We start from the raw sequence: 22,943 nt of genomic DNA, 5'->3' as shown, positions 1-22,943 counted from the left end.
GATGGCGGGATTATCCCGGAGCCTGCGCCCGGCCGTCCGGCAGGCCGAGGGGTGCCGGTGCTGCCAACGCGACCGGCGGACATGCGCCCCTGAAGCCTGCGTGGGCGGCAGAATCGGCGCTTGGGGTCGACGCGGCGGGTCGTGGGCCCCTCTTCACAGGAGAGGACGACGATGGGACTCTGGCAGGCAAGGGCCGCAGCGGTGCTGTGGGTGGGCATGGCGGTGGGCGCGGTGGCGCCGGCGTGGGCGGGCAAGATGGTGGAGGCTGTCCGCCAGCGCGACCAGCTGGTGGTGGGCGTGAGCACGGGGGTCCCGGGCTTCTCGGCGGCCGACAGCCAGGGCCGCTGGAGCGGCCTCGACGTGGACCTGGCCCGCGCGGTGGCTGCTGCGGTGTTGGGGGATGCGAACAAGGTCAAGTGGGTGCCCCTGGCCTCGGCGCAGCGCTTTGCGGCCCTGCAGTCAGGTGAGGTGGACCTGCTGTCGCGCAACACGACCGTCACCCTGACCCGCGACGCCGGCATGGGGCTGGCCTTCACGGCCGTGGCGTTCTACGACGGGCAGGGCTTCATGGTGCCGGCCAAGCTCAAGGTCAAGAGCGCCCAGCAGCTGCGCAATGCGACGGTGTGCGTGCAGAGCGGCACCACCTCCGAGAAGAACTTGGCCGACTTTTCCCGTGCCCACAAGCTCGGCCTCAAGCCGGTGGTCTTCGAGAAGTTCGATGCCGCCAATGCCGCCTACTTCGCCGGCCGTTGCCAGGCCTACACCACCGATGCCTCCGGTCTGGCGGCCGTGCGTGCGCGCGAAGCCAGGGATCCCAAGGCCCATGTGATCCTGCCGGACCTCATTTCCAAGGAGCCGTTGGGGCCCCTGGTGCGGCGAGGGGACGAGGAATGGACCACTGTGGTGCGTTGGGTGCTGCACGGGCTGGTCGAGGCGGAGGAGCTGGGGGTGACGCAGGCCAATGTGGACCAGTTGCTGACCGAGAGCACCGATCCGGCCGTGCTGCGGCTGCTGGGCAAGGGCGAGGACCTGGGCAAGCCCCTGGGTCTGGACAAAGACTGGATGGTGCGCGCGATCAAGGCGGTGGGCCACTATGGGCAGATCTACGAGCGCAACGTGGGGGAGGCCACGCCGGTGGGCCTGCCCCGCGGCCGTAACCGTCTCTGGAAGGATGGCGGCCTGATGTACGCCCTGCCACTGCGTTGAGGCGGCAGGACCTGGCCGGCGTGGCGCAGCGGGGGGCATCCGGCCCCGATTCAGGGCGATGGCCCGCCTGGGTCTGGTCGCTGCTGGCCGCGGGGGTGGTGGCCGCGGTGCTGACGCTCCTGGTCCTGCGGGCACAGCATACGCTGTCGGCCCGCGGCATCCAGGCGGGATGGCAGTTCCTGCTGGAGCCGGCCGGGTTTGACGTGGGCGAACCCCGTGACCTGGGCGTGGAGGCCACGGGACCTTTGTGGCAGGCCCTGGCCGTGGGGCTGCTCAACACCCTCAGGGCCGCGGCGTTGGCCCTGTGCCTGGCCTTGGGCCTGGGGACGGCGGTGGGCCTGGCCCGGCTGACGCCCCATCCCCTGTTGCGCGCCCTGGCGGCGGCCTGGGTCGGTGCGCTGCGCAATGTTCCCTTGCTTGTCCAGCTGCTGCTGGGCTATCTGCTATGGGTGGAGATGCTCCCGCCCATGGAGGCGCCCTGGCTGGGGCCGGGAGGGCTGCTGTTGTGCAAGGCCGGTCTGGCCTTGCCGGCCTGGACGCCGACGACGTCCGGTGGCGTGAGCTGGCCGGTGGTCGATGGGCTGTCCGTGAGCGGTGGCTGGGTGCTCACCCCCGAATTCCTCACCCTGTCCCTGGGCCTGGGGCTCTATACCTCCGCCTTTGTGGCGGAAGTGGTGCGGGGGGGGCTCATGGCGGTTGCGCAGGCCCAGTGGCAGGCGGCGCAGGCCCTGGGCATGACCCGCTGGCAGGCCTTGCGTGGTGTGATCGCTCCCCAGGCGCTGCGGGTCATCGTGCCCCCGCTCACCAACCAAGTGCTCAACCTGGTGAAGAACTCTTCGCTGGCGGTGGCGGTGGGTTATCCCGATCTGGCCTCCGTCACCCAAACCACCCTCAACCAGACCGGTCGGGCGCTGGAGTGCATGGCCATCCTGATGGGGATCTACCTCGGCTTGTCAGCCTTGGTGGCCTGGCTGGGTCATGCCTTGGACCGCCGTGCCGGGGTCTGGCAGGCGGGAGAGCGGGCATGACGGCGCCACCTTCCCGACGCCGCCTGTGGCAGCGGGTCATCGGCCTGCTGCGTGCCTGCTTCTGGCCCCCTTGGGCGCTGGGGGTCAGCGGGATGGTGGCCGCGCTGGCCTGGGCCTGGGGGCCGGCGCTGCTGGACTGGGCCTGGTGGTCAGCTGTCTGGCGTCCAGATGCCGAGGCTTGCCAAGCCGTCCGTGGTCAAGGCGCCTGCTGGGGGGTGGTGGCGGAGAAGCACCGCCTCATCCTGCTGGGGCGATACCCCCAGGAGCTGGCCTGGCGGCCGGTGCTGGCCACGGTGCTGCTCCTGGGGGCGGTGGCCGGGGCGCTGTGGCCCCCGGCGGCCGCCGGTGGGACCTCCATGGGGCGGCGGGTGGGGCTTGCCGTCTGCGGTCTGTGCGGTGCTGTGTTCCTGTTGCATGGTTGGCCTGGTGCACAGGCCTGGGGGCTGGGGGTGGTCGAGACGGACCGCTGGGGAGGCCTGCCGCTGAGCCTGCTGCTCTCGGCAGGGGCGCTGGTCGCGGCGCTGCCCCTGGGCACGGCGGTGGCGGTGGGCCGCCGTGAAGGGGGGCCGGTGCTGCGCCGGGTGCTGGCCTGGGGGGTGGAGCTGGTGCGTGGTCTACCGCTGGTGGCGGTGCTCTTCACGGCCAGCTTCCTGTTTCCACTCTGGTGGCCCGGCGCCACCGCACCGGACGTGCTGCTGCGTGTGTGGCTGGCCATGACGCTGTTCGCCACGGCCTACCTCAGTGAGACGATCCGGGCCGGTCTGCAAGCGCTGGAGGTCGGGCAGCAATTGGCCGGTGCCAGCCTGGGCCTTCCGCGCCGGGCCATCTACCGCTGGATCCTGTTGCCGCAGGCGCTGATCCGGATGGTGCCGGCCTTGGTCAACAGCGCGATCGGCCTGTTCAAGGACAGCGCGCTGGTGACGGTGGTGAGCCTGTACGAGCTCACCGGTTCATTGGGACTGGCGTTGCAGGGGGACCCGGTCTGGCGGCCGTTCCTGCTGGAGGGCACGCTGTTCATCACGGCACTGTACTTTGCCGGGTGTGCGGGCCTGTCCGCCGCCGGCCGCGCGCTGGAGGCCCGATGGACGCTCAGACGGGGCCGTTGACGTCAGGCCCGAACGGGTCGCGATAGCGGCCCAGACGTTCTTGCAGCATCCACCACAGGAAGCGCGTGTTGCGCCCGTAACGGCGCAGGTAGCGGCCCGGCTCCGAGCCGATGCGGTAGGCCCACTCCAGGCCCATGCGGCGCATCCAGACCGGCGCGCGACGCACTGCACCGGCTTCGTAGTCCAGGGTGGCGCCCACGCCGAGCAGCACCTTGACACCGGGCAAGGCGTGCCGGTGGCGGGCCAGCCAGACCTCCTGCTTGGGTGCTCCCAGGCCCACCAGCAGCACGTTGGCACCGCTGGCCCGGATCGCCGCCAGGGCCGTTTCCGTCTCCTGGGGGTCGTCCACGAAGCGCATGGATGGCCCGAGCGCACCAACCACCAGCGCCTGGCCGGCCCGTTCATTCATGCGGCGACGCGCTGTTTCGGCCACACCGGGGGCGGCCCCCAGCAGGAAGAAGCGCCAAGGCACCTGCTGCCGGACCGCGTGGTGCAGCATGGCCGGCACCAGATCGGAGCCGGTGATGCGCTCGCGCAGGGGACGACCGGTCCAGCCCATCAGGCCCCGCAATGGCGCGCTGTCCATCGTCACCCAGTCGGCCTGCCGATAGGCGGCGAGGAAGGCTGGGTCGTGCTGCAGGTGCCAGAGGTGGTCGGGATTCAGGGTGAAGACCAGCCCACCCCGGGTGGCCAGCAGGTCCAGCAGCTCTGACCGGCTCAGGTCGTCGACCCAGATGTTGAGCAGCGGCCAGCGCCGCACCGGACCGCTCACGCGGACCTCACAGGCCGGTGAGCCGGCGTCGGGTTTCGGCATCCAGATGGGTCACCAGGTCGTTGACGAAGCGCTGGTGCAGCACAAAGGCGCGGGCGCTGTCGGGATCGATGGAGGACACGCGCACCAGCATGCCGTCCACGATCTTGCCCCGCAAGCCGTAGCGCAGCTCCTTGAGTCGCTTGTCCCATCCCCCCAAGGTGGCTTGGTCGCCGATCATGAGCCAGTAGGTCACCGGCTCAGGACGGCGCTCAGTCAGGTTGGTCTCCAGACGGCGCACGGGCAGTGCGGAGCCGGCCACGGGCAACTGGCCCACGACATTGCTCAACACCTTGAAGCCTTGGGCTGGGTAGCAGACCTCGGGGTAATGCAGTTGGACGCCCGGCTGCGACTGGTCGGGGCCGTAGGCAATGGTGAGCATCACCCGCTGGCCTTGGCCGTTCACATAGGTGCGTTCCAGCAGGTCGCCGTAGAGCTGATCCAGCAGCGCCTTGGTTTGCGGGTTGACGATGCCACCCCGCGCATAGGGTTCAGGCCCCCACTCGCCAAAGCGCTCAGGCACCTTGCGATCCAGACGGAAACCGCCCCGCTCGGCGGCAAGGTACTGGGTGGGCACCATGGCCTGGCCCACAGCGGCGGCACCGACCATGGCCACACTGGCCGTGATGGCGCGGCGCCGGTTCAGGTCGTGCGCGCTCATGTCGGACGGAACCTCGATTCGATCCAGCGCAGCAGGCTGTCGACCACCATGGTCAGCAGCAGGGCAGCGAGGAAGAGCACCATGCCGGAGAAGCTGTGCAGGAACCCCTGACCCGCAGCGTCACCAAAATGGAAGGTGATCAGCGACAGGGTCATCACCCGGATCACGTTGGCCGCGAACGAGATCGGCACGATCAGCACGGCCAGGGTGATGTTGCGGAAGGCGGAGGCGTACTTGACCACGTTCAGGTACAGCAGCCCCATGGCCTCGAGCGTGAACAGGGTGTGCAACCCGGCGCAGGCGTCGGCCACCAGCAACTGGTACTGGCCCACTTGCAGGATCACCCCGCTGCGCGCCACCGGATAGCCAATCGAAGACATCACCCAAGCCGCCACCGTGGAGACGGCCAGCTTCATCGGTTGGGTGACGGTGTCCACCAACACGGCAGGCAGCGGCACCATGAACAGTAGGAAGAACAAGCCGAACCAGACGCTGCGCAGGCCCCGCGGGCCGCGCAGCAGCAGCACCAGTCCCAGCAGCATCAACAGCACGGCCAGGGTTTGCGCGCTGAGCACCCGGCCGCCACGCCCGGCAATGTAGAGCAGTGCCCCCAGACCCAGCCACAGGTGTCCCCAGCGGCTGGAGTCGCCCGGCTCCACAGTCGAGGTTGGCTCCGGGTTCAACTCCGCCCAGCGCCGCCAGATCAGCCAGCAGCCCAAGGCCATCACGATCGGACCGTGGCCCTGTTCTTCGGTGGTCCAGATCTGCTGGTAGAGGTCCCACAGCATGGGCAAGGCCACCACCAGCAGGCCGGGCAGCGCCCACCACCAGCACTGCAGGTCCGGGCGCCGCCAGCCGCCTGGCAGGCGAGGCGGCGCAGAGGTCGTCTCAGAACTCATTCATCACCACGCCAAGCAGACGGGTCTGGGCAGACTGCAGCCGGGCCGTCAGGTCCCGCAGCTCGGCCATCCGGGAGGTGTTCTTGCGCCCCACCACCAGTGCACTGCCGCAACGCGAGGCCACCACCATGCCGTCCACCCCCAGGGAGATGGCCGGGGTGTCCACCACCACATGGTCGAACTTCACGGTCACCTCGCGCAGCAGCAGGCCAAAGGCCGTACTTTCGACCAGCTCCAAGGGATTGGGGGGCTGCACCCCGACGGGAATGAGGAAGAGGTTGTCGATGCCGTGCACCGACTTGATCACACCCCGCCCCCCTCGGCCCGAAAGCACGTTGGTCAGGCCCTTGCTGTTGTCCACGCCGAAGACATGATGCAGACGCGGGCCGCGCAGGTCGGCGTCGATCAGCAGGACGCGGCCACCCAGCTGGGCCAGGGAGACCGCCAGGTTGGCGCAGAAGAAGGACTTGCCGTCTCCGGGCCGGGTGCTGACCACCGCCATGGGCATGCGCGGAGCACCGGCGTCAGCCCGCGCACGCAGCAGGAACTGGCTGCGCATGGCACGGAACGCCTCGGCCTGGTGGCCGAAGGGCTGGACGAGCGTGACCAGCTCGTCGCTGATGGACTGCTGGTCCGGTTTGCCCACCGCGTAGTTGAACTGCTGCGACAAGGCCTGCAGCACGTCTTCGGCCGTGGCCAGACCCAGCGCAATGGCGGCCTCGCCAAAACGCAGACCGTGGGCTCGCTGGTACTCGGCGATCTTCTCCAGGTCCTCCGGGCTCAGGTGCTTGGCGTCCTGGATCAGCTCCCCGATGGAGCGGGTGCCGTGGGGCTCACCGCCGGAGCCGGTCTGGAACTGACCGAAGATGGTGTCGGGAGGAGTGTCTGCTTTGCCCATGTGGCTCAGGATTTGCCAGAAGAGCCCAGGAGGCGGCGGCCGGAGATCACCCGCTGCTTGTTCATGGACAGGAAACCGCGCCAGGACCGTTCGGCCTTGGGCTGCGGCATGATGCCGATCACCGGCAGGCCCAGGGCGGTCACTGTGTCGGCTGCCCCGCGCAGACGCTGATCCAGTTGCTCCACCAGCAGCGCGGCCGCCAAGCCGGCCAAGATGGCCAGCAGCACCGACGTGGCCACATGCTTGCGCACCTTGCTCTCAGGGGTGTTGGGCGGCAGGGCTGAGGTCAGCACGGTCACGTTGGCCTGCCGGTTCTGGCTTTCCAGATCGGTCTGTCGGGCACGGTTGAAGACCATGTCATACATGCGCTGGGCGTTGTCGACGTCTCGCTCCAGCACCGACCCTTCGTCACGCACCTCCTTGAGCTGCATGATCCGGGCGCGCTGGGCGTCGACGCTGGCGCGCACTTCCGCCTCGCGGCTGGTCTGGATGGTGGCCGTGCTGCCCAGGGATGTGGTGGCCCGGCGGATCTCCTGATCCAGGCGCGTGCGCAGCTCGGCCAGGCCGCTGCGGGCCTCCTGCACGGCCGGGTGGTTGTCGCCGTACTTCAAGGACAGCTCTGAGAGCTTCTGCTCGCCCCGGGCGATGTCTGCACGCAGGCCTGCGACCACGGCATTGGCGTTGATCTCCTGCATGGAGTCCGCGCTGCGGGTGGCCTGGCGGGCCCGGGTGGTGGCGTCCACCCGCTGCGCCTGGATGGCCAGCAGCTCGTTGGTGAGCTGGCTCAGCTTGGCCGTCTCCAGGTCGACCCGCTCATCGGTGACCAGCAGGCCGCGTTCCTGCTGGAAACGAGACAGCTTGGCCTGTGCCTTCTCCAGGTTGGCGCGGGCCTCGGTGGCCTGCTCGCTGAAGAAGCTGTTGTACTGCTTGGCCGGGTCGATCTTGAGCTCGATCGACGTTTCCATGTACGCCTGGACGAAGGCATTGGCGATGGCGGCGGCAAAGCGGGGTTCACTGCCTGCATAGGCAATATTGATCACGCTGCCGCCGGCACGCCCTACCGAGACGTCCAGCCCACGCTGGATCAGTTCGGTGATCCAGGACTCGAAACTCACGTTGCCGCTGCCCTGGGATTCCCAGTCCTTGCGCAGGTCCGCCATGTCCACCAGCTTGAGGTTCTTGACCACACGCTGCGCCACGCGGTCGCTGCGGATGATTTCCAGCTGGGTGTTGATGTAGCCGGGCGCGGTGCCGGTGCCATAGAGCATGGAGCTCACCGGATCCGCCTTGCCCTCCACGATCACGGAGGCGGTCGCGATGTAGAGCTTGGGCCGGGTCAGCGCGAAGGCAATACCCGCGGCGATGCCAAGCACCGTCACCAGCAGCGCCACCCACCAGCGGGCACGCATGACGCCTATCAGGCGCTCGACGTTGAACATGGTTGTCTGCCTGCCGGGTGTTAGAAAAGGCTCTCTCTCACGTAAATCACGTCGCCATCGCGCAGGGTGTCCTCCATCCGGGGTTCCAGCTCCCGGGTGCCACCCTCTGGCTGCGTGCGCGTCAGCTTGAGCCCACGCAGCGTGCCGCGCGGGCTGACCCCGCCTGAAGCGGCAATCGCCTGCATCAAGGTCATGCCGCGTGTCAGGCGGAAGGCACCCGGACGCAGGATCTCGCCATAGATGTACACCTGGGGCGCCTTGCCGACCCAAAGCACATCCCCAGGATGGATCGCTTCGTTGAGGGACTCGCCTCCGGGCTCGAACAGCCGCTGGATGTCGATCTGTCTTCGAATCGATTGGCCCTGGCGAGTTCCCATCAACACCAACTGGTCGCCGGCCTCGCTGTCCACACCACCCACCAAGGCCAGCACGTCGGTCAGTCGCATGCCCATCACGTCCAGCGGCAGCTTGCCCGGCTTGCCGAAATTGCCCAGGACGTTGATGGTGTTGGCGCGGTTGTTCACCACGCTGACGGAGATCTGCGGGTTGCGCAACAGTCCGGCAGCCTGCAGCATGGCGCTGATCCGCGACTCCGCTTCGAAGGTGGTCAGCCCCCCCAGTTGCAGTTGGCCCAGCAGCGGCATGGTGACCATGCCGTTCTCGGCGATCTTGGCCTCTTGGCTGAGGTCCGCGTTCTGGTAGACCTGAATGCGGATCTGGTCACCGGGGCCCATGCGCGAGATGCTCGCCGTGGTGGTTGCCGCAGGCGATGTCTGGGCGAGGCCTGCCCCGCAGAGGGCCAGGCCCACGGCCAGGACCAGCGCCTTCAGGCCGGCAAGGCGGAGGGGCGCGCTCATTTTCCGGACAGGCCGCCACGCAGCGTGCCGGCATCCACGGCCGAAGCGCCCGGTGCGGCCACGTTGACCTGCACGCCTGCGGACACATTGTTCAGCCGCACCTCGGCGCCGGCCGCGCTGGCCGCGCCGCTGAGGTTGACCTCGGTGCTGGGTGTGGCGGCGCCCGGCATCGAGACGCTCACGCCCGAAGCCCCGGGCAGGGTCACAGACAGGCTGCCGTCTCGGGTGGAGGACAGTGCCGGTGCCGAGGCCGCCGTGTCCACGAATTTGCCGAAATACTCCACCTTGCCGCCCGTGCGCAGGCCGGCCATGTTGGACTGCAGCAGCTCCCGGCGGGCCTGGTTGCTCAGGAAGGCCATGATCGCCGGCTTGGCCTGGTCGAAGGACATCGGTTCGGCGCGGCTGGCGGCGCGGAAGGCGATGCGCATCGCGCCCGGGGCCTCGGACAGCACCATGCCCTTGCCGTCCGGCAAGGCCGAGAAGGCCTGCAGGTAATTCATGGGCAGCTGCTCGGCTGGCCGGATGGCCACGCTGACGCCGGCATTGAGCTTCTGGTCGCGCAGCCAGTTGGTGAAGTCCGTGGACGTCTTGGCGGCCGCCAGCTTGGCCTTGAGCTCACCTTGTATTTCCGCTGGGGCCTGGACCACGATCTCCTGGATGGAGTAGATCCGTCGCGCGGAGAACAGCGCCGGGTTGTCGGCGTAGTAGACCCGTGCCTGCTCTTCGGTCGGCACCGGCACCCCACGGGTGGCGTGGTCACTGTAGGCCCGCACCATCACCTCGCGGCGGGCGGCTTCCAGCGCCATCAGGACCTGGGGATCCTGGTCCAGCTTCATCTGGATCGCCTTCTGAACCATCAGCTCCTGGTCCACCAGCTGGCTCAGCACTTGACGGCTGGCCTGCTCGACCTGGCTGGCGGGCAACCCGCGTTGGGCCTGCAGCAGAAAGTTGACCTGGTGGACGGTCAGCTCCTGACCATTGACCTTGGCGACCACCTGCGTGGCGGGGGTGGCGGTTTCGGCCTCCTTCTTGCCGCAGGCACTCAGCAAGGCGGCCGCGGCCATCAGGCACAAGGCGGCAGGACGAAGAGAAGAAGGCTCGAGTCGCATGTGGTTCCGCACAGTGGTCCCCCCTGGGCATGCCCGACCGGTCGCTCGCCGGTGCAGGCTTGTTGGATGTGTTCAGGCCCGCGCCGCAGGCGGACAGACCTTATCAGATTGTAATGGCCGGCATGTGGCCCAAGGGTTGACCGCCACCCTGGGACATGCCCGGGCCGCGGGCAGCTCTCAGGCCACCAGGGCCATGATCTTCTGGACCTGTTCAGCGATGCCCGGCGTGTTGGCGATGCCCGCACGCAGACGGGGCCACAGCGTCGGGTCGTCCAGTGCCATTTCCAGGGTGGCGGCCAGCGAGCCGGCGTCCCGGGCACGGAAGTGCAGGCCGTCGACGTCGTGCCGGACCTTCTCGGCCATGCCGCCGATGTTGGCGGCGATCACCGGGCGGCCCAGGCTGAAGGCTTCCTGGATGACCAGTGGGGAGTTCTCCCACCAGATCGAGGGCACCACCACCCAGCCGGCCTCGGCCATGAGCTCGGGCAGGTCTTCCTTGCGGTAGGCGCCATGGAACTGCACATGCGGCCGCAGCTTCTCGAGTTTGGTGGAGATGCGCTCGCGCACGGCGGCTTCCTGGTTCTCCAGGTTGGCGCCGTGCACGTTGAGGGTGGGCAGCGGATCGCCCTCCTTGCGGCGGTCCAGCACGATGGCCAGCGCGTCCAGCAGCAGGTCCAGGCCCTTCCACTTGTTGATCTGACCGAAGAAGGCGAACTGCCGGTTGGGGTGGGTGCCGGGGCGGTCGACCACGCGGGTGAGGGCCTGGGCCTGGCCGTTTTCCAGGGTGTGCACGCGATGCGCCGGCAAACCCCAGTCGACATAGCGCTGACGCAGGAACTCGGAGGGCGTCACGAACGCGTCCACGCCGGCCAGATGGGACTTGATGAAGCTGTTGCGCAGCAGGAAGTCCTCTGGCGTGTAGGCCGGGAAGCAGGCGTGGCAGGCACGGGGTGTGGCCTCGCTGCACAGGCGGTCGTCCTGGGCGCGCACCATCAGGCCCTCGCGGTGGCACAGGGCCCAGAACTCGTGCAGGGTGAGGATGATCTTGGCCTCGGGCAGGGTGCGGCGCACCTCGCTGATCAGTTCCACACCGAGGAACACGTAGTGGTGGAAATGCACCACGTCGGGCCGCAGCTTGAGCAGGAATTCCCGGAAGCCCGACCAGACCATGTGCTTGATGGGCTGGGACAGCTTGAACAGGTCCGGCATGTCGGAGTGGAAGAGAAACTCCGAAGGGGCGCGGTAGACCGAGAAGGGCGTGCCGCCGTGCGAGCCCGACAGGGGCGCGCGGGCCAGCAGGAAGGACTCGTGGCCCGGCATGGCGCCCAGGGCGCGGTATTCGTCGTAGGCGGCCTGCTCGGCGCCGCCGCGGCTGAGTTCAGGGTGGCCATGGGCCACCACCAGGACGCGTCGTGCGCGGCTCATGATTGGGTTTCCTCGCTCAGGGCTTGCAGGGTGTCGCCCCAGCGCTGGGTGTGTCGCCAGCAGTTGAAGACGGTCAGCAGGGTCCGGGTGTCCACCCGGGCGTTGATGTCCTGGGACTGGCGTTCCAGGTGAAAGAGGCGCACATCAGGCACCAGGTAAGGCAGCAGGCCCTCGGCCCGGATCTTCAGGCACAGGTCGGAGTCTTCGAAGTCTCCGCGGATGAATCCCTCGTCCAGGCCGCCCAGGGCGCGGTAGCGCTCGGCATCCATCAGCATGCAGGCGCCAGTGAGGGCCGGCATCACGGCGGGCCCCTGGCTGTCCACCCACTCCACCGGCCAGCCCTTGCCCGGGTGCAGGTTCGTCCAGAGGTCGCCCCAGTGCGGATAGGTCTGGAACTGCATGCCTGCATGCTGGATGGCGCCATCGCCGTACATCAGCACCGGGCCGACCACGCCGGCCTGCGGGGCGGTGTCCAGGGCCTGTGTCAGGCGGGAGATCCAGCCCGGCTCGGTCGGGATGACGTCGGAGTTCAGCAGCAGCAGGCGCCTGCCCTTGGCCACGGTGGCCGCGGCGTTGTTGGCGCCGGCAAAGCCGAGGTTCTCACCCGCATAGGCCAGGGTGAAAGGCAGCTCGTACAGCGGCCAGGTGCTGCGCCAGTACTGGACGATGCCGTCGTAGATGCTGGGATCGTCCACATAGTAGATGAGCTCGTGGCGGCGCAGTTCGGGGTCGTGCACGAACTGGGCGATCTGGTACTCCATGAAGTCCCAGCGGCCATAGAGCGGCACGATGATGCTGACCTCGGGGTCCACCGGGGCGGGACCGAAGTACTGGGCCTTGACCTGTGGGCGGTCCTGCCGGCGGCGCAGGCGGAACAGCGACTCCAGCGCCGGACCTGTGTGCAGGTCGTAGGTGCGGCGGAAGGCCGACGACGACAGCGGCACGCTGTGGAGCATGGCGGTGACGGTCTGCTCCTGGGCCAGCCCGTCCTGCACGCTCAGCCGGCGTTCCACCAGACCGCCCTCGCTGTCTCCGGCCAGCAGGCTCCAGCCCTGACGACCGGCGTCCGCCCCCAAGCCCGGCACCCAGGCCACCAGGCCCAGGTCTTGGTCGCGCACGGGCCGCTGGCCATTGAAGGCGGCCACGACGTCGGGACGCGCCACATGGCCGGGCGTCACGACCCGCATGGTGCTGCTGCCCTCGCTGCGCAGCAGCAGGTGCCTGGGGGCCTTGCCGGCCTGCGTCAAGCCCCAGCCCATCAGGAACAGGCCATCACCGATACGGGCGGCCAGGTCAATTTCCAGGCGTCCCGTGGTGCTGTTGGCGGGTTGCCGCAGGGGGATCTGGCGCCCCAGTTCACCCAGACGCTCCTGCATGACCTCCGGCAGCTCGTGCAGGGCGTCCAGCACCAGGCCGACAGCCGCAGGCAGCCACACCGCCGCCGCTTCGCGGCGCATGAAGGCGACGGCCTGGGCGGGGTCGTCCTGCACGGGCAGCGACCAGCGGCGAGGCGTGCCTGCGTCCAGCTCGGCCTCCACCGTCACGCTGTCCTGACCGGCCGACAGCGTCACCAGGCCGAAGAAGCCCTGGGTGCAGCCTTCCGGCAGGCTCAGGCCCCGACCCTCGAAGGCCGGGCGCAGACCGTCATCGACGTCCGGCCGGCCGTGGGTGGCGGGTCCGGGCACCAGGGGCAGCGACGGTTGCGCGGGGCGCGTGGCCACCAGTTGGCGCAGGCGGCGTGCCGGATCGGTCATCCACCCCTGCAGCAGGGCCAGGCCCGGGCTCAGGCGCACGCAGTGGTCCACGACGAGATAGGCCGGCGGCAGGCGCAGGCCATCGCTCTGCTCGACCTCGGGAAACTCGACCAGGGGCAGGGGGGCCTGCCGCGGCGGCGCCTCGGCGGGCGAAGACGCGGGGGGCGCCGCGGAGGTGGCCTCGGGGCCGGGGTCTTGGTGGTCCATGGGGGCTGTGCGGGAAGGAGGGGTTCGAAAGGGGGTCAGAGCAGGCTGAGGTCCAGTGGTCGGGTGCCGGGGAACAGGCGTGAGGCGGCGGCGGCGTCCAGGCCATGCTGGCGGGCCAGCACGCCGCCCAGGACCTGGCGGTAGTCGTTGAGCACGGGCAGGTCGCGCTGTTCGTGCAGGTGGCGCCAGCGCACGGGCACCTGCTCACCGGCCACCCTGCCGCCGTGCAGGCCGCCGCCCAGCAGCCAGATGAGGCCACCATGGCCGTGGTCGGTGCCGCGGTTGCCGTTTTCCTTGAAGGTACGGCCGAACTCACTGATCACGATGACCACTGTATCGGCCCAGGCGCTGCCCAGGGTGGCCGACAGGCGCTGCAATCCCGAACTCAGATCTGCGAGCCGGTCCGCCAGCTGCCCGGTCACCGCGCCCTGGCTGACGTGGGTGTCCCAGCGACCCACGTCGACAAAGCCGACCTGGAAGCGTTCGAGCATCATGCGGCCGATGCGGTCGGCCGCAGCGGTGAAACTGCCCGGGCTGACGGCTTGCCGGTCGGCTGCATCCATCTCCTGGGCCAGGTCGGCGGCCATGGCGCGGTTCTCCAGCGCTTCGGCGGCGAGCCGCCCCTCGGGTTGACGCTGGTACATCTCGCGCATCAAGTCCTGGGTGCGGGTGTCCAGGCCGTGTGCACGGCCGCGCGTGGCCAGCGGGATGTTGGGCCAGGTCACGGGGCCGCTCAGCACCAGCGGCACCTGCCGCGTGAAGGCGGCGGCCTTGCGGCCCTGGGTCTCGGCCAGCAACCGGGCCAGGAAGCCGGAGCGGTAGTCCCGGGGCTGGCTGCCCTGGCCCAGCTCCATCTTGTCCTGCATCTCGAAGTGGCTGCGCGAGGGGTCCGGCATGCCCGCGAAGGGCACGAAGGCCAGCTGGCGTTGGCGCCAGAGCGGTTCCAGGTGCTGCCACACCGCCGGATGCAGGCCCCAATCGGCGTCCAGGGCCTGGCTGCCGGGCTGCCCGCCCTGGGCGCGTGGAATGGCGATCTGCGGGCGGGCCTCGCGGTAGTCGTCGCTGTCGAGCGGGCTGAGCACGCTCAGGCCGTCGCAGGCGCCTCGCAGAAAGACCACCAGGGTTCTGGGGGCGCGTGCCGGCGCGGCGGCCAGCAGGGCCGGCGAGAGGGTCAGGCCCATGGCCTGCACCAGGCATTGGCGGCGGTTGATCATGAGGGTCTCCTCAACGGCGCATGAAGTCCGGGCTGGCCAGGAAGAGCGCGGTGCGCTGCGCGCGGCTGCTGGCCTTTTCCAATGCGGCCAGGGTGTCCGGGGCCAGCCGCGCCCGCGTGCAGGCCCAGGCACCGCCAGCAGTGATGTCCACCGGGATGAGGGGGGCGTCACTGGCCGGGGCTTTGAACGGCAGGCCTGCCGCCAGGTCGCGAGCGACCTCGAAGCGAGCGGCCAACTGGCCCGAACCCTGCCACGCCGCACTGTCCAGCGGGTAGCCGTCCGGGGTGCTGCGCTGGTAGAGGCCCTGACCCAGGGCGCTGAGCATGGGCCGCAGCCGTTCGGCCTGCAAGGGGCGGGGGTCTACATGCAGGCACCACCTCGCACCGCCGACCAGGAACTGCCAGGGGCTGCGGAACTGCTGCCCCAGCGACCGGGTGAAGGCGGGATGGCGCAGCAGGTGGGCCGTGGTGCGCCCCAGCTGGCCCTGGCTGTCTCGGAAGGCCTGGGCCACGCTGTCCACCAGCTCTACCGGGGGCTGATCCCCCACCCAGTACAGGCAGAGCTTGCGGGCGATGTGGCGGGCGGTGGCCGGATGGGCCACCAGCCGGTCCAGGAGCTGCTGCATCGCCTGCCAGCCCTGACCTCCCAGGGGGCGGCCCAGCACGGTGCGCTCGCCCTTGGCATGCAGGCGCAGGTCAAAGCGGCTGGCCCCCTCGTGGAAGGACTGGTCGGGCTTGCCGGGCCGGGCCTTGCCCGGGCGGCCGTCCCCGCTCACGCCCAGGCCGGTCAGGACCTTGCCCACCTCCTGCACGTCGGCCTGGGTGTAGCCGCCATCGACCCCCAGGGTGTGCAGCTCCAGCAGCTCGCGGGCCAGGTTCTCATTGATCCGGCCGGCTACGTTGCGGTCGTTGTTGAGGTAGATGAGCATGGCCGGATGCGTGATCACCGCCTCCAGCATCTCCCGGAAGGAACCCAGGACATGGGGCCGGATGCACCGCTCCTCCATGTCGCCGACCAGACCGGGCAGGACCGGGCCGGCGCCGGCCACATTGAAGTGGTTGAACCAGAACCAGACACACTGCTCGACCAAGGGGTGGCGGCTGCCGGCGGCGCGCAGCAGGGCGCGCTGGCTGGCCTGCTGCATCAGCTCCCGGGCGAATTCGCGGGAGTCCTTGCGGCCCTCGCTGCTGCGCAGCTTGGCGATTTCCTCCAGCACCGCGCCCGCGCCCAGGCGGCTGACAAGCAGGGAGTCCGTGGTCGTCTGCACCGCCGCGGACCAGCCGGGGCCTCGGGGTGCCAGCTGGGCCTGCAGCCAGGCATCCGGTTCCCGGGGATCGTCCGGACCCAGGGGCGTGGCGGCCAGTCCCACGCGGTCGCGCAGACGCCAGCCCGGGTCTTCGACGTCACAGCGGGGAGCGGTCTGGGCCCGGACCCCGCTCCAAGGTGACAGGGCCGCCAGGCCCAGCCAGTCGCGGCGCCTCATGGCTGCGCTCCCGCCGGGACGGGCCAGGTGTCAGAGGCTGTAGCGGGCGTCTTCCAGGTAGCCATAGCGTTGCATCATCTCCCCGCAAAGCGAACGGAAAGTGTCAACCTGCTCCGGCGGCCAGCCCAAGTCCTGAAGACCCACGGGGTGTTGCTCGGCCTGCAGGGCGGTTTGCTCCGGCCGCTGGTGGCGCAGGTATTCGGCCAGCCGCTGGTGCTGATCGGGCTCCAATTGCAAGTGCTGGGCCAGGCGCTGGGCGACGGTGTCGGGGGCCAGCGCCAACTCGCGCTGCTCCACCTGCAGCCAGCTGCCCGGGCTGAGCAGGGCGCTGCTCTCCAGCCAGACGCGCATGGCCATGCTCCAGTCTTGGCAATGGCCCTGGAAATCGCCTTCGGCGCCGAACTTGCGGAGTCGCGAAGCCACGTTCTCGACTCCGCGCCGGTGGCAGAAGATGAAGCGCGCGTCGGGCCAGACAACCTGGGCCAGCGGCAAGGCGCGCAGCATGGGCACGCCAGGGGTCTTGTCACAGAAGCTCTGGCCGGCATGCAGGTGCCGGTACATCTGACGGAACAGCGTGCCCAGGCGGCTGCGGATCTCCTCGGGCGGGACGTGGGCCACGAGGTTGCTCACGTTGGCGCCGGCTTCGCGCACGGAAGGGGTCTCCCACAGCCGGTCCAGCGCCTCGATCAGGCCGTGCAACACCGGCAGCAGGTGGGCCTCCCCGTAGTTGGGCAGGCCAAGCGCACCGCGGATGGCATTGCCCACGGCTGTGGTGCCACTGCGGGGTGAGCCGACCACAAAGACCTTGCGGCCGGCGTTGGCCGCGACGCTGCAGATCAGCGTGGCCAGGTGCATGCCTGGCGCGCCGGCCAGTGGCTGCCCATGCACCATGACGGTCAGCGGATCCTGGCAGTCCTCGCCCTGGGGCAGCGGCAGGGCAACGCTGAAGCGGCAGCGTGCTGCCCAGGGCTGGGCGGGGTAGACCTGGGCGACGTCCGGACTGGGGTGCTCCAGGGCGACGGCCATCCGTTCCTCCCCCAGGCACAGCCAGAGTCCTGGCACTTCGCCCTGGCTCGATAGGGCCCAGCCACTGACCTGCAGGCGGTCACCTTGCAGCGAGGCCTCGACGCTGGCAGCCCAGCCGAGCTCCTCCACCGGCCGAGCGCCCACCAGGTTGTAGACCGCGGGTGCGTTCCAACGGGTCATCGACTGCTTGCCTTTCTGCTGCGGCAGGCGGCGGGTTCAGCGCCACGCCATGCCTGGGGTCGGGAAAATCGGCTCACGCGCCGGGCTCTTGGCCGGCGGCCGGCTTGTCGGCGGTGACCCGGCCAGGACCGGTCAGGCCGGCGCGGCGAACCAGCTGCTCCAGCCGCTCGATCTTGTGGGCCTGGGCCGCCACGATCTCTGCCAGTGCCAGCACCAGGGCCTGGGTGTCCACCTGGGTGGACTTGGCGCTCAGGGGGGTGGTGGCCACCGGCGGTTGGCCCTGTTGGGCCAGCAGGTCGTCCAGCAGCGCGCGGTCCTGGGCGCAGGCCTGGCCGGCGGCGGCCAGGTCCTCCGCCGTGGGCAGCAGCTGGCCCAGATGCTCGGCAGGGGTGTGCGCCCCGCTCCAGCCGCAGGGCATGGCGCGGTCGAAGCGCTCGGGCAGGGCCTCGCCCGGCACGCGGCTGTTGTAGAGCGAACGCAGCAACAGCTCCTCGGGCTCCGGCGAGATGTTGTCGCGCAGGATGTGCAGGCCCTGGGGCGTCAGGCCGCAGACCTGCAGGAAGTCCTGCACCGTGTCGCCGGCGGCGTCGAAGTTGCGCACCACCAACTGCCCCGGGAAGGCCTGGGACAGGCCCGAGAGGGTGTGGCCGAAATGCGCCATTTGCGGCTGCATCCACTGGCGGAACGGCTGAACCGGCCCCGGCTGGGTCTTGTGCTTGATGCCCCACTGCACATAGGCCGAGCGCAGCCAGGCGTCGTGCCGGCGCACGTAGGCCAGCAGCAGCGCTTTGCCGCCCTGGCCGGCCATCTGGTGCAGCACGGGGCGCACCGCATGGTTGCGCTTGAAGAAGGACTCGTTGCTCCAGATCAGGGTGTGCAGCCCCTCTGCCCGGGCCTGTGCCAACGCATGGAACAGGACTTCCCGCAGCTCGGCCGTGGCCTGCGCCTCGGGCAGGGCGTGGAAGACCTCGCTGGCCGAGGCCTTTTGCCAGGCGAAGCGCTGCAATGGGGCGTGCTCAAGCATCAGGCCCAGGTAGCCCACCCCCTGGCGGCGCAGCGCCTCTCGCGAGCGCCGCAGGGTGTTCTGGATGGAGCTGGTGCCGGTCTTGCCCGCGCCGATGTGGAAGATGAATCGCACGGGCGGGGTGGCGGTCGGGTCGTGGCTGCTCATGGGCTCAGGGCAGTGACGTGGCGGTGGAGGCGGCGCTGGCCACCGGGAACCGGTCGAAATAGTCGAGGTGCTGTTGGGCGCAGCCGCCATGGCTGAGCACCTGGGGCAACCCCGCGGCCAGGCGCTCCCACAGGCCGGGCTCGGTGGCGGCGGTCAGCAGGGTGCGCGACCACTCCAGTGGGTTGGCGGCGGGCACGTGCAGGCCATCCACGCCGTGCCGCACCTTCTCGGCCATGCCACCGATGTCGGAGCACACCACAGGGCGTCCGGCGCCGAAGGCCTCCTGGATCACCAGGGGCGAGTTCTCCCACCAGATCGACGGCACGACCACCCAGTCCACGCGGGCCAGGCGGCGGCTCATCTCTTCGGGGCGGTAGGGGCCGACCCACTGGACCACGCCGGTGGGCACCAGCTGGTCAAGGTAGCCGGCGATGCGTTCGCGCAGTTCCTGGGGTTGGTGCTCGAAGTGGGCACCATGGACCTCCAGGACCAGCTGGCGCTGCTCGGTCTTCTTGAGCAGGGTCAGGGCGCGCAGCAGCACATCCAGACCCTTGTAAGGGTTGATCTGGCCGAAAAAGGCGAAGCGGTTGCGGGTTTCGCCGGGCAGCAGTTCGCGGGCAGGCAGGCGCTCGCGCGCCGGCTGACCGTTCTCGATCATGATGATCCGGTCGGCCGGCAGGCCCCAATCCACGTAGCGCTGGCGCAAGAAGTGGCTGGGCGCGACGAAGGCGTCCAGGGACAGGAGGCGGTCCAGCATGAAGGACTTGCGCAGCCAGAAGTCCTCGACGCTGGACTCGGGGAAGCAGCGCTGGCAGTCCTGTGCGCTGGCCTCCTTGCACAGGCGCAGCGAGCCGGTCTTGATCATCTGGCCGTTGTGCCGGCAGATGGCCATGAACTCATGCAGCGTCAGGAAGATGCGCAGCGCGGGGAACTGCTCCTTGAGGAACACCAAATGGTCCAGGCCCAGGTGGGCGTAGTGGTGCGCATGCAGGATGGTGGGCTGCAGGGTGCGGATCAGGTCGGCGAAGACCGAGCCGATGGCGCGCCGGTGATGGGCACGGTGCATGGGCCAGTCATGGACCGACTGGTACCAGAGGTACTCGCCGGGCCGGCGCAGGCCAATCTCCCCGGCGGGTTGTCCGCCGGGCTTCTCCGCCCGGGCCAGGAACCAGGTGCGGTCGACCTGCGCGTGCTGGCCGTAGGCCTTGAAAAGGTCGTAGGCGGCGATTTCTCCGCCACCCAGACTGAAGTCGGGGTGACCGTGGGAGGTGACGAGGATGCGCTCTCGGGAGGCGTTTGCGGGCATGTTCGGTTCTGGGGCTTGCGTCAGGCGATGCACGTGGCGTCGAGGTCCTGGCCGGACAGCGACTGCAGCCGGCTGGCCCAGCGCTTCTGGTGCCGCGCGGCGTTGAAGATCACCAGCGAGGTGCGGAAGCCGCCGTCGCCCAGCGAGGAAAGCGATTGCCGCTCCAGGTGGGTCAGCACCTGGGAGCGCAGGCAGGCCGAGAGCAGGCCGCGTTCGGCCAGCTTCAGGCAGAGGTCGGAGTCTTCGAAGTCCCCGACCAGGAAGCCTTCGTCCCAGCCGCCCACGGCATCGAAGTCGGCGCGGCGCATGAGCAGGCAGGCGCCGGTGACAGCGGGCACCTGCACCAGCCCCTGGGCGGGCCGCTCGGCGGGATCCAGCCCCTTGAACCGGTGTTCATTGGCCCAGATGTCCAGCGTTTCCAGGTGCTGGAAGACCATGCCGTCGTGCTGGATGCTGCCATCGGCATGCAGCAGGCGGGGGGCCACGGCGCCAATGTCCGGATGCTGCTCCAGCACCTGGGTCAGGGCCTGGAGCCAGCCCGGCCGGGTCGGGAACACATCGCTGTTGAGGAACAGCAGGTCCTGGCCGCGCGCCTGGCGCGCGCCCAGGTTGTTGGCGCCCGAGAAGCCGCGGTTCATGCCGCCCCACACCCAGGTGAAGGGCACGCCATAAAGGGTGTGCAGGATCGACGCCTCCGCCTGCATCAGCGGCACCAGGGCCGGATCGTCGACGACGTAGATGAGCTCGGCGTGCTGGCGCAGCCAGGGGTCCTGGCGGAACTTGGCCAGCTGGGGCTCGACGAAGTCAAACCGCCGGTACAGCGGCACGATGACCGAGCAGCGCGGGTCCTGCAGCTGAGGACCGACGGCGTGCGTCTCCACCGGGGCCTGGGCCTGGCGCAGGCGTGCCGAGCGGATCAGCCCCTCCAGCACCGGACCGTCCACTTCGGTATAGCGCCGGGCCTTGCGGTCGTCGGGGGTGTACAGGCCGTGCATCATCCGGAAGGCCTGCAGCGGTTCGCTGGGCAGCCGGCCCACGTTCACCGTGTTGAAGGTGTGGGTGCGGCCTTCGTATTCGTAGGCCAGGGTGAGCGGGGTGTCGGTCTCCAGCGGCGTGGGGGCCAACAGGAATCCGGCGTCGATCCCGCCGACCCGCCCCAGGGCCGGGTGGTCGCTGTTGACCAGGTCTTCCCGGGTGAAGCGGACGGCCTCGGTCAAGGGCCATTTGCGGGAGCCTGCCTGCACCCAGGCCTTGACCCCGGTATGGTGGCCGGCGGCGAACCAGCCGACCACACAGCAGGTGCCGTCCACCCCGTTGCTCCATGCGGCCTCGAGGTAGCCGCCGATGTCCTTGGGCACTTTGGTCTCTTCCTGCAGTCCGACGGCGGGTTGCGGTGCCTTGGCCGACTTGCCTTTGCTGCCCTTGAGGGGCCATTTCCAAGTGTTCATCACAGGCTCAGTGCGACCTTCGCCGCGACGGCGATCTGGTAGATGATGGAGGTGATGCCACGGGTGACTTCCAGGTTCTTGGAGTCGATCTTGGGCAGGATCATGATCTCGTCGCCCGGCCGGGGCAGCTCGCCGACGGCGGCCACGCTGCCGTTGGCGCGCAGGACCAGGCGCTTGGAGGTGTCCGCGCTCTGGGTATAGCCGCCGGCCTGGGTGATGTACTCATCCAGCCCGTTGCGCTCGCTGAAGACGATGGCGTTGGGGAACAGGACCTCGCCGCTGACCAGCACCAGGTTGGTCTTCTCGGGGATGTTGATCGTGTCACCGTCCTCCAGGATCAGCTTGCGGGCTTCCTGAGGATCGCTGAGCACCACCTGCCCCAGGGGCTGGACGCTGCGTGCCCGCGTGACGAAGGACAACATCATGTCGGCCTCGACCTTGCGCAGTGCGGCCTCCTCGCTGGTGGCCGACCGGGCGGTCAGCGCCGCGGTCTCCAGGTTGCGCAGCGTGATCTCCAGGGTCTGGCGCTGCCGTGCCTGCACCGAGCGGCGGAACAGTTGCAGCGCGGCCATGTTGGCGTTGGGTGAAGGCGTCAACCGTGACAGCAGGTCGCCCAGGGTGGCGCCGGCCGGCAGCACCAAGGAGCGCTCGCCCATCTGGGCGCCTTCGACACGCACCAGGAGGGTGGTGGTGTACTTGTCGGCGGTGAAAGTGACCACGTCACCGCTCTGGATGCGCACCGCGCCCAGCTCGCCCAGGCGGTGGTATTCGCTCTTGAGCTCCACGCCGGTGTTGCGCACCACGCTCAGGTGGGTGGCGTTGGCCTTGGGCAGGGCCAGCGCGGTCACGGTCGAGGCGGGGACGGCGTCGGCCTCGATCTCGAACACATAGGCGTTCTGGGCCTCACCCGTCACGGTGACCGCATGACGGCGCGCCTGCACCACCACCGTGTCGCCGTCCTGGAACTGCAGCCGCTCGAGTTTGCCCAGCAGCAGGAAGTCGTAGAGGTTGAGCTCCGCGCGCGGCTTGCCTTGCCGCAGGATCTGCACCTTGAGGTAGGAGCCGCGGTCCGGGTCGATGCCACCGGCCTTGTCCAGGAAGGCCAGCACCGAGTCGGAGGACAGGCCGCCGTAGAGGCCTGGCGCGCGGACGAAGCCGGTGACATAGACCTTGACGGGCTGGGCCGAATCCAGCGTGGCGTAGACGCCGACGTTGGACTTGAAGGTGCGGCGAACCTGCTCCTCGACCTGGCGGTTCAGGTCCTGGTTGCGCACTCCCAGCACCTGGATGGGGCCCACGTTGGGAATGAACACATTGCCCTGGGCGTCGATGTTCTGGGCGGCGTCATAGGTGATGGCGCCCCACATGCGCACCAGCACCCGGTCGCCCACGGAGAGCTGGTAATCGGGATTGAAGCCGGTGAAGTTCAACGCGGCGAAACGGCCGGTGAACATCTGCGAGCCGAACACCACCGCCTTGGGCGGGGCATACGGGTTGGTCACGGGCTGGACCATGCCGGGGCTGCCGGAACCCAGCGCCAGCTCACCGGTGGCCGGTGCGGCGGCGGTGGGTGGCTGCGCGTTGGCCCCCGCTGGGGCGGCGGACGAGGCGGTGCCGGTGCCCTGCGGCGGGGTCTGCGACTGGGCCAGGCCTGGCAGCAGGCAGGCCGCCGCCAGCAGCCAGGCGTGGAGGATGTGGAGTCGAGGACGCATGGC

19 protein-coding genes are annotated in these 22,943 nt (G+C 69.4%); 3 read left to right on the top strand and 16 right to left on the bottom strand.

The features are described from left to right. Positions 1-171: 171 nt before the first annotated feature. The 3 genes from G3A44_RS06890 to G3A44_RS24045 all read left to right on the top strand — a co-directional run bounded on the left by G3A44_RS06890 (position 172) and on the right by G3A44_RS24045 (position 3,340). On the top strand, positions 172-1,206 hold the full coding sequence (locus tag G3A44_RS06890; RefSeq protein ID WP_163456780.1) for an amino acid ABC transporter substrate-binding protein: 1,035 nt from the start codon (positions 172-174) through the stop codon (positions 1,204-1,206). A 107-nt stretch (positions 1,207-1,313) separates the two neighbouring features. Continuing rightward, a complete protein-coding gene (locus G3A44_RS06885) occupies positions 1,314-2,234 on the top strand; it encodes an ABC transporter permease subunit (protein ID WP_310734337.1) in 921 nt (306 codons plus the stop codon). After that, the gene (locus G3A44_RS24045) at positions 2,231-3,340 is read left to right on the top strand and encodes an amino acid ABC transporter permease (protein ID WP_203561322.1); all 1,110 of its coding nucleotides are present in this window, start codon (positions 2,231-2,233) and stop codon (positions 3,338-3,340) included. Before G3A44_RS06885 ends, G3A44_RS24045 begins: the two co-directional genes overlap by 4 nt. Here the strand turns inward: G3A44_RS24045 and G3A44_RS06875 are convergent. The 16 genes from G3A44_RS06875 to G3A44_RS06800 form a co-directional block, all read right to left on the bottom strand. Next, on the bottom strand, positions 3,324-4,154 hold the full coding sequence (locus tag G3A44_RS06875) for a WecB/TagA/CpsF family glycosyltransferase (protein ID WP_163456779.1): 831 nt from the start codon (positions 4,152-4,154) through the stop codon (positions 3,324-3,326). The two genes, G3A44_RS24045 and G3A44_RS06875, sit on opposite strands and share 17 nt — an antisense overlap. After that, positions 4,120-4,812 carry an exosortase-associated protein EpsI, B-type gene (gene epsI, locus G3A44_RS06870; protein WP_163456778.1) on the bottom strand — a complete coding sequence of 231 codons (693 nt, stop codon included), beginning with the start codon at positions 4,810-4,812 and terminating at the stop codon, positions 4,120-4,122. Before epsI ends, G3A44_RS06875 begins: the two co-directional genes overlap by 35 nt. Further along, positions 4,809-5,711: an exosortase B gene (xrtB, locus tag G3A44_RS06865; protein ID WP_163456777.1), complete on the bottom strand. Its 903-nt coding sequence runs from the start codon at positions 5,709-5,711 to the stop codon at positions 4,809-4,811. The genes epsI and xrtB overlap by 4 nt, the downstream gene beginning before the upstream one ends. Then, positions 5,701-6,609, bottom strand: a complete 909-nt coding sequence (locus G3A44_RS06860) for a polysaccharide biosynthesis tyrosine autokinase (protein ID WP_163456776.1) — start codon at positions 6,607-6,609, stop codon at positions 5,701-5,703. The genes xrtB and G3A44_RS06860 overlap by 11 nt, the downstream gene beginning before the upstream one ends. A 5-nt stretch (positions 6,610-6,614) precedes the next feature. Next, on the bottom strand, positions 6,615-8,048 hold the full coding sequence (epsF, locus tag G3A44_RS06855) for a chain length determinant protein EpsF (protein WP_163456775.1): 1,434 nt from the start codon (positions 8,046-8,048) through the stop codon (positions 6,615-6,617). A gap of 20 nt (positions 8,049-8,068) precedes the next feature. Continuing rightward, positions 8,069-8,905 carry a polysaccharide export protein EpsE gene (gene epsE, locus G3A44_RS06850; protein WP_163456774.1) on the bottom strand — a complete coding sequence of 279 codons (837 nt, stop codon included), beginning with the start codon at positions 8,903-8,905 and terminating at the stop codon, positions 8,069-8,071. Then, positions 8,902-10,014: an EpsD family peptidyl-prolyl cis-trans isomerase gene (locus G3A44_RS06845; RefSeq protein WP_163456773.1), complete on the bottom strand. Its 1,113-nt coding sequence runs from the start codon at positions 10,012-10,014 to the stop codon at positions 8,902-8,904. The genes epsE and G3A44_RS06845 overlap by 4 nt, the downstream gene beginning before the upstream one ends. A 177-nt stretch (positions 10,015-10,191) precedes the next feature. Continuing rightward, a complete protein-coding gene (locus G3A44_RS06840; protein WP_163456772.1) occupies positions 10,192-11,439 on the bottom strand; it encodes a glycosyltransferase family 4 protein in 1,248 nt (415 codons plus the stop codon). Next, positions 11,436-13,400, bottom strand: coding sequence for a glycosyltransferase (locus tag G3A44_RS06835; protein ID WP_163456771.1), 1,965 nt, complete (start codon positions 13,398-13,400; stop codon positions 11,436-11,438). The genes G3A44_RS06840 and G3A44_RS06835 overlap by 4 nt, the downstream gene beginning before the upstream one ends. Positions 13,401-13,435: 35 nt before the next feature. Further along, positions 13,436-14,614 (bottom strand): DUF1501 domain-containing protein, encoded by a 1,179-nt coding sequence (locus tag G3A44_RS06830; RefSeq protein WP_203561321.1) that lies wholly within the window; start codon positions 14,612-14,614, stop codon positions 13,436-13,438. Between the two features lie 10 nt (positions 14,615-14,624). Then, complete coding sequence (locus G3A44_RS06825) at positions 14,625-16,097, bottom strand: DUF1800 domain-containing protein (RefSeq protein ID WP_163456770.1); 1,473 nt, start codon at positions 16,095-16,097, stop codon at positions 14,625-14,627. A 30-nt stretch (positions 16,098-16,127) separates the two neighbouring features. Further along, complete coding sequence (locus G3A44_RS06820; protein WP_163456769.1) at positions 16,128-17,303, bottom strand: sulfotransferase family protein; 1,176 nt, start codon at positions 17,301-17,303, stop codon at positions 16,128-16,130. Positions 17,304-17,376: 73 nt separating this feature from the next. After that, positions 17,377-18,474, bottom strand: coding sequence for a hypothetical protein (locus tag G3A44_RS06815; RefSeq protein ID WP_163456768.1), 1,098 nt, complete (start codon positions 18,472-18,474; stop codon positions 17,377-17,379). 4 nt (positions 18,475-18,478) lie between these two features. Then, positions 18,479-19,780 carry a glycosyltransferase family 4 protein gene (locus tag G3A44_RS06810; protein WP_163456767.1) on the bottom strand — a complete coding sequence of 434 codons (1,302 nt, stop codon included), beginning with the start codon at positions 19,778-19,780 and terminating at the stop codon, positions 18,479-18,481. A gap of 20 nt (positions 19,781-19,800) precedes the next feature. Continuing rightward, the gene (locus G3A44_RS06805) at positions 19,801-21,228 is read right to left on the bottom strand and encodes a glycosyltransferase (RefSeq protein WP_163456766.1); all 1,428 of its coding nucleotides are present in this window, start codon (positions 21,226-21,228) and stop codon (positions 19,801-19,803) included. Then, on the bottom strand, positions 21,228-22,940 hold the full coding sequence (locus tag G3A44_RS06800) for a polysaccharide biosynthesis/export family protein (protein ID WP_163456765.1): 1,713 nt from the start codon (positions 22,938-22,940) through the stop codon (positions 21,228-21,230). The genes G3A44_RS06805 and G3A44_RS06800 overlap by 1 nt, the downstream gene beginning before the upstream one ends. Positions 22,941-22,943: the final 3 nt, after the last annotated feature.

This window comes from Ideonella livida, from assembly GCF_010499455.1.
Lineage (GTDB): Bacteria > Pseudomonadota > Gammaproteobacteria > Burkholderiales > Burkholderiaceae_C > Ideonella > Ideonella livida.
The sequence above is the reverse complement of the archived record's forward strand: the minus strand, read 5'-3'. Positions and strand labels throughout refer to the sequence as shown.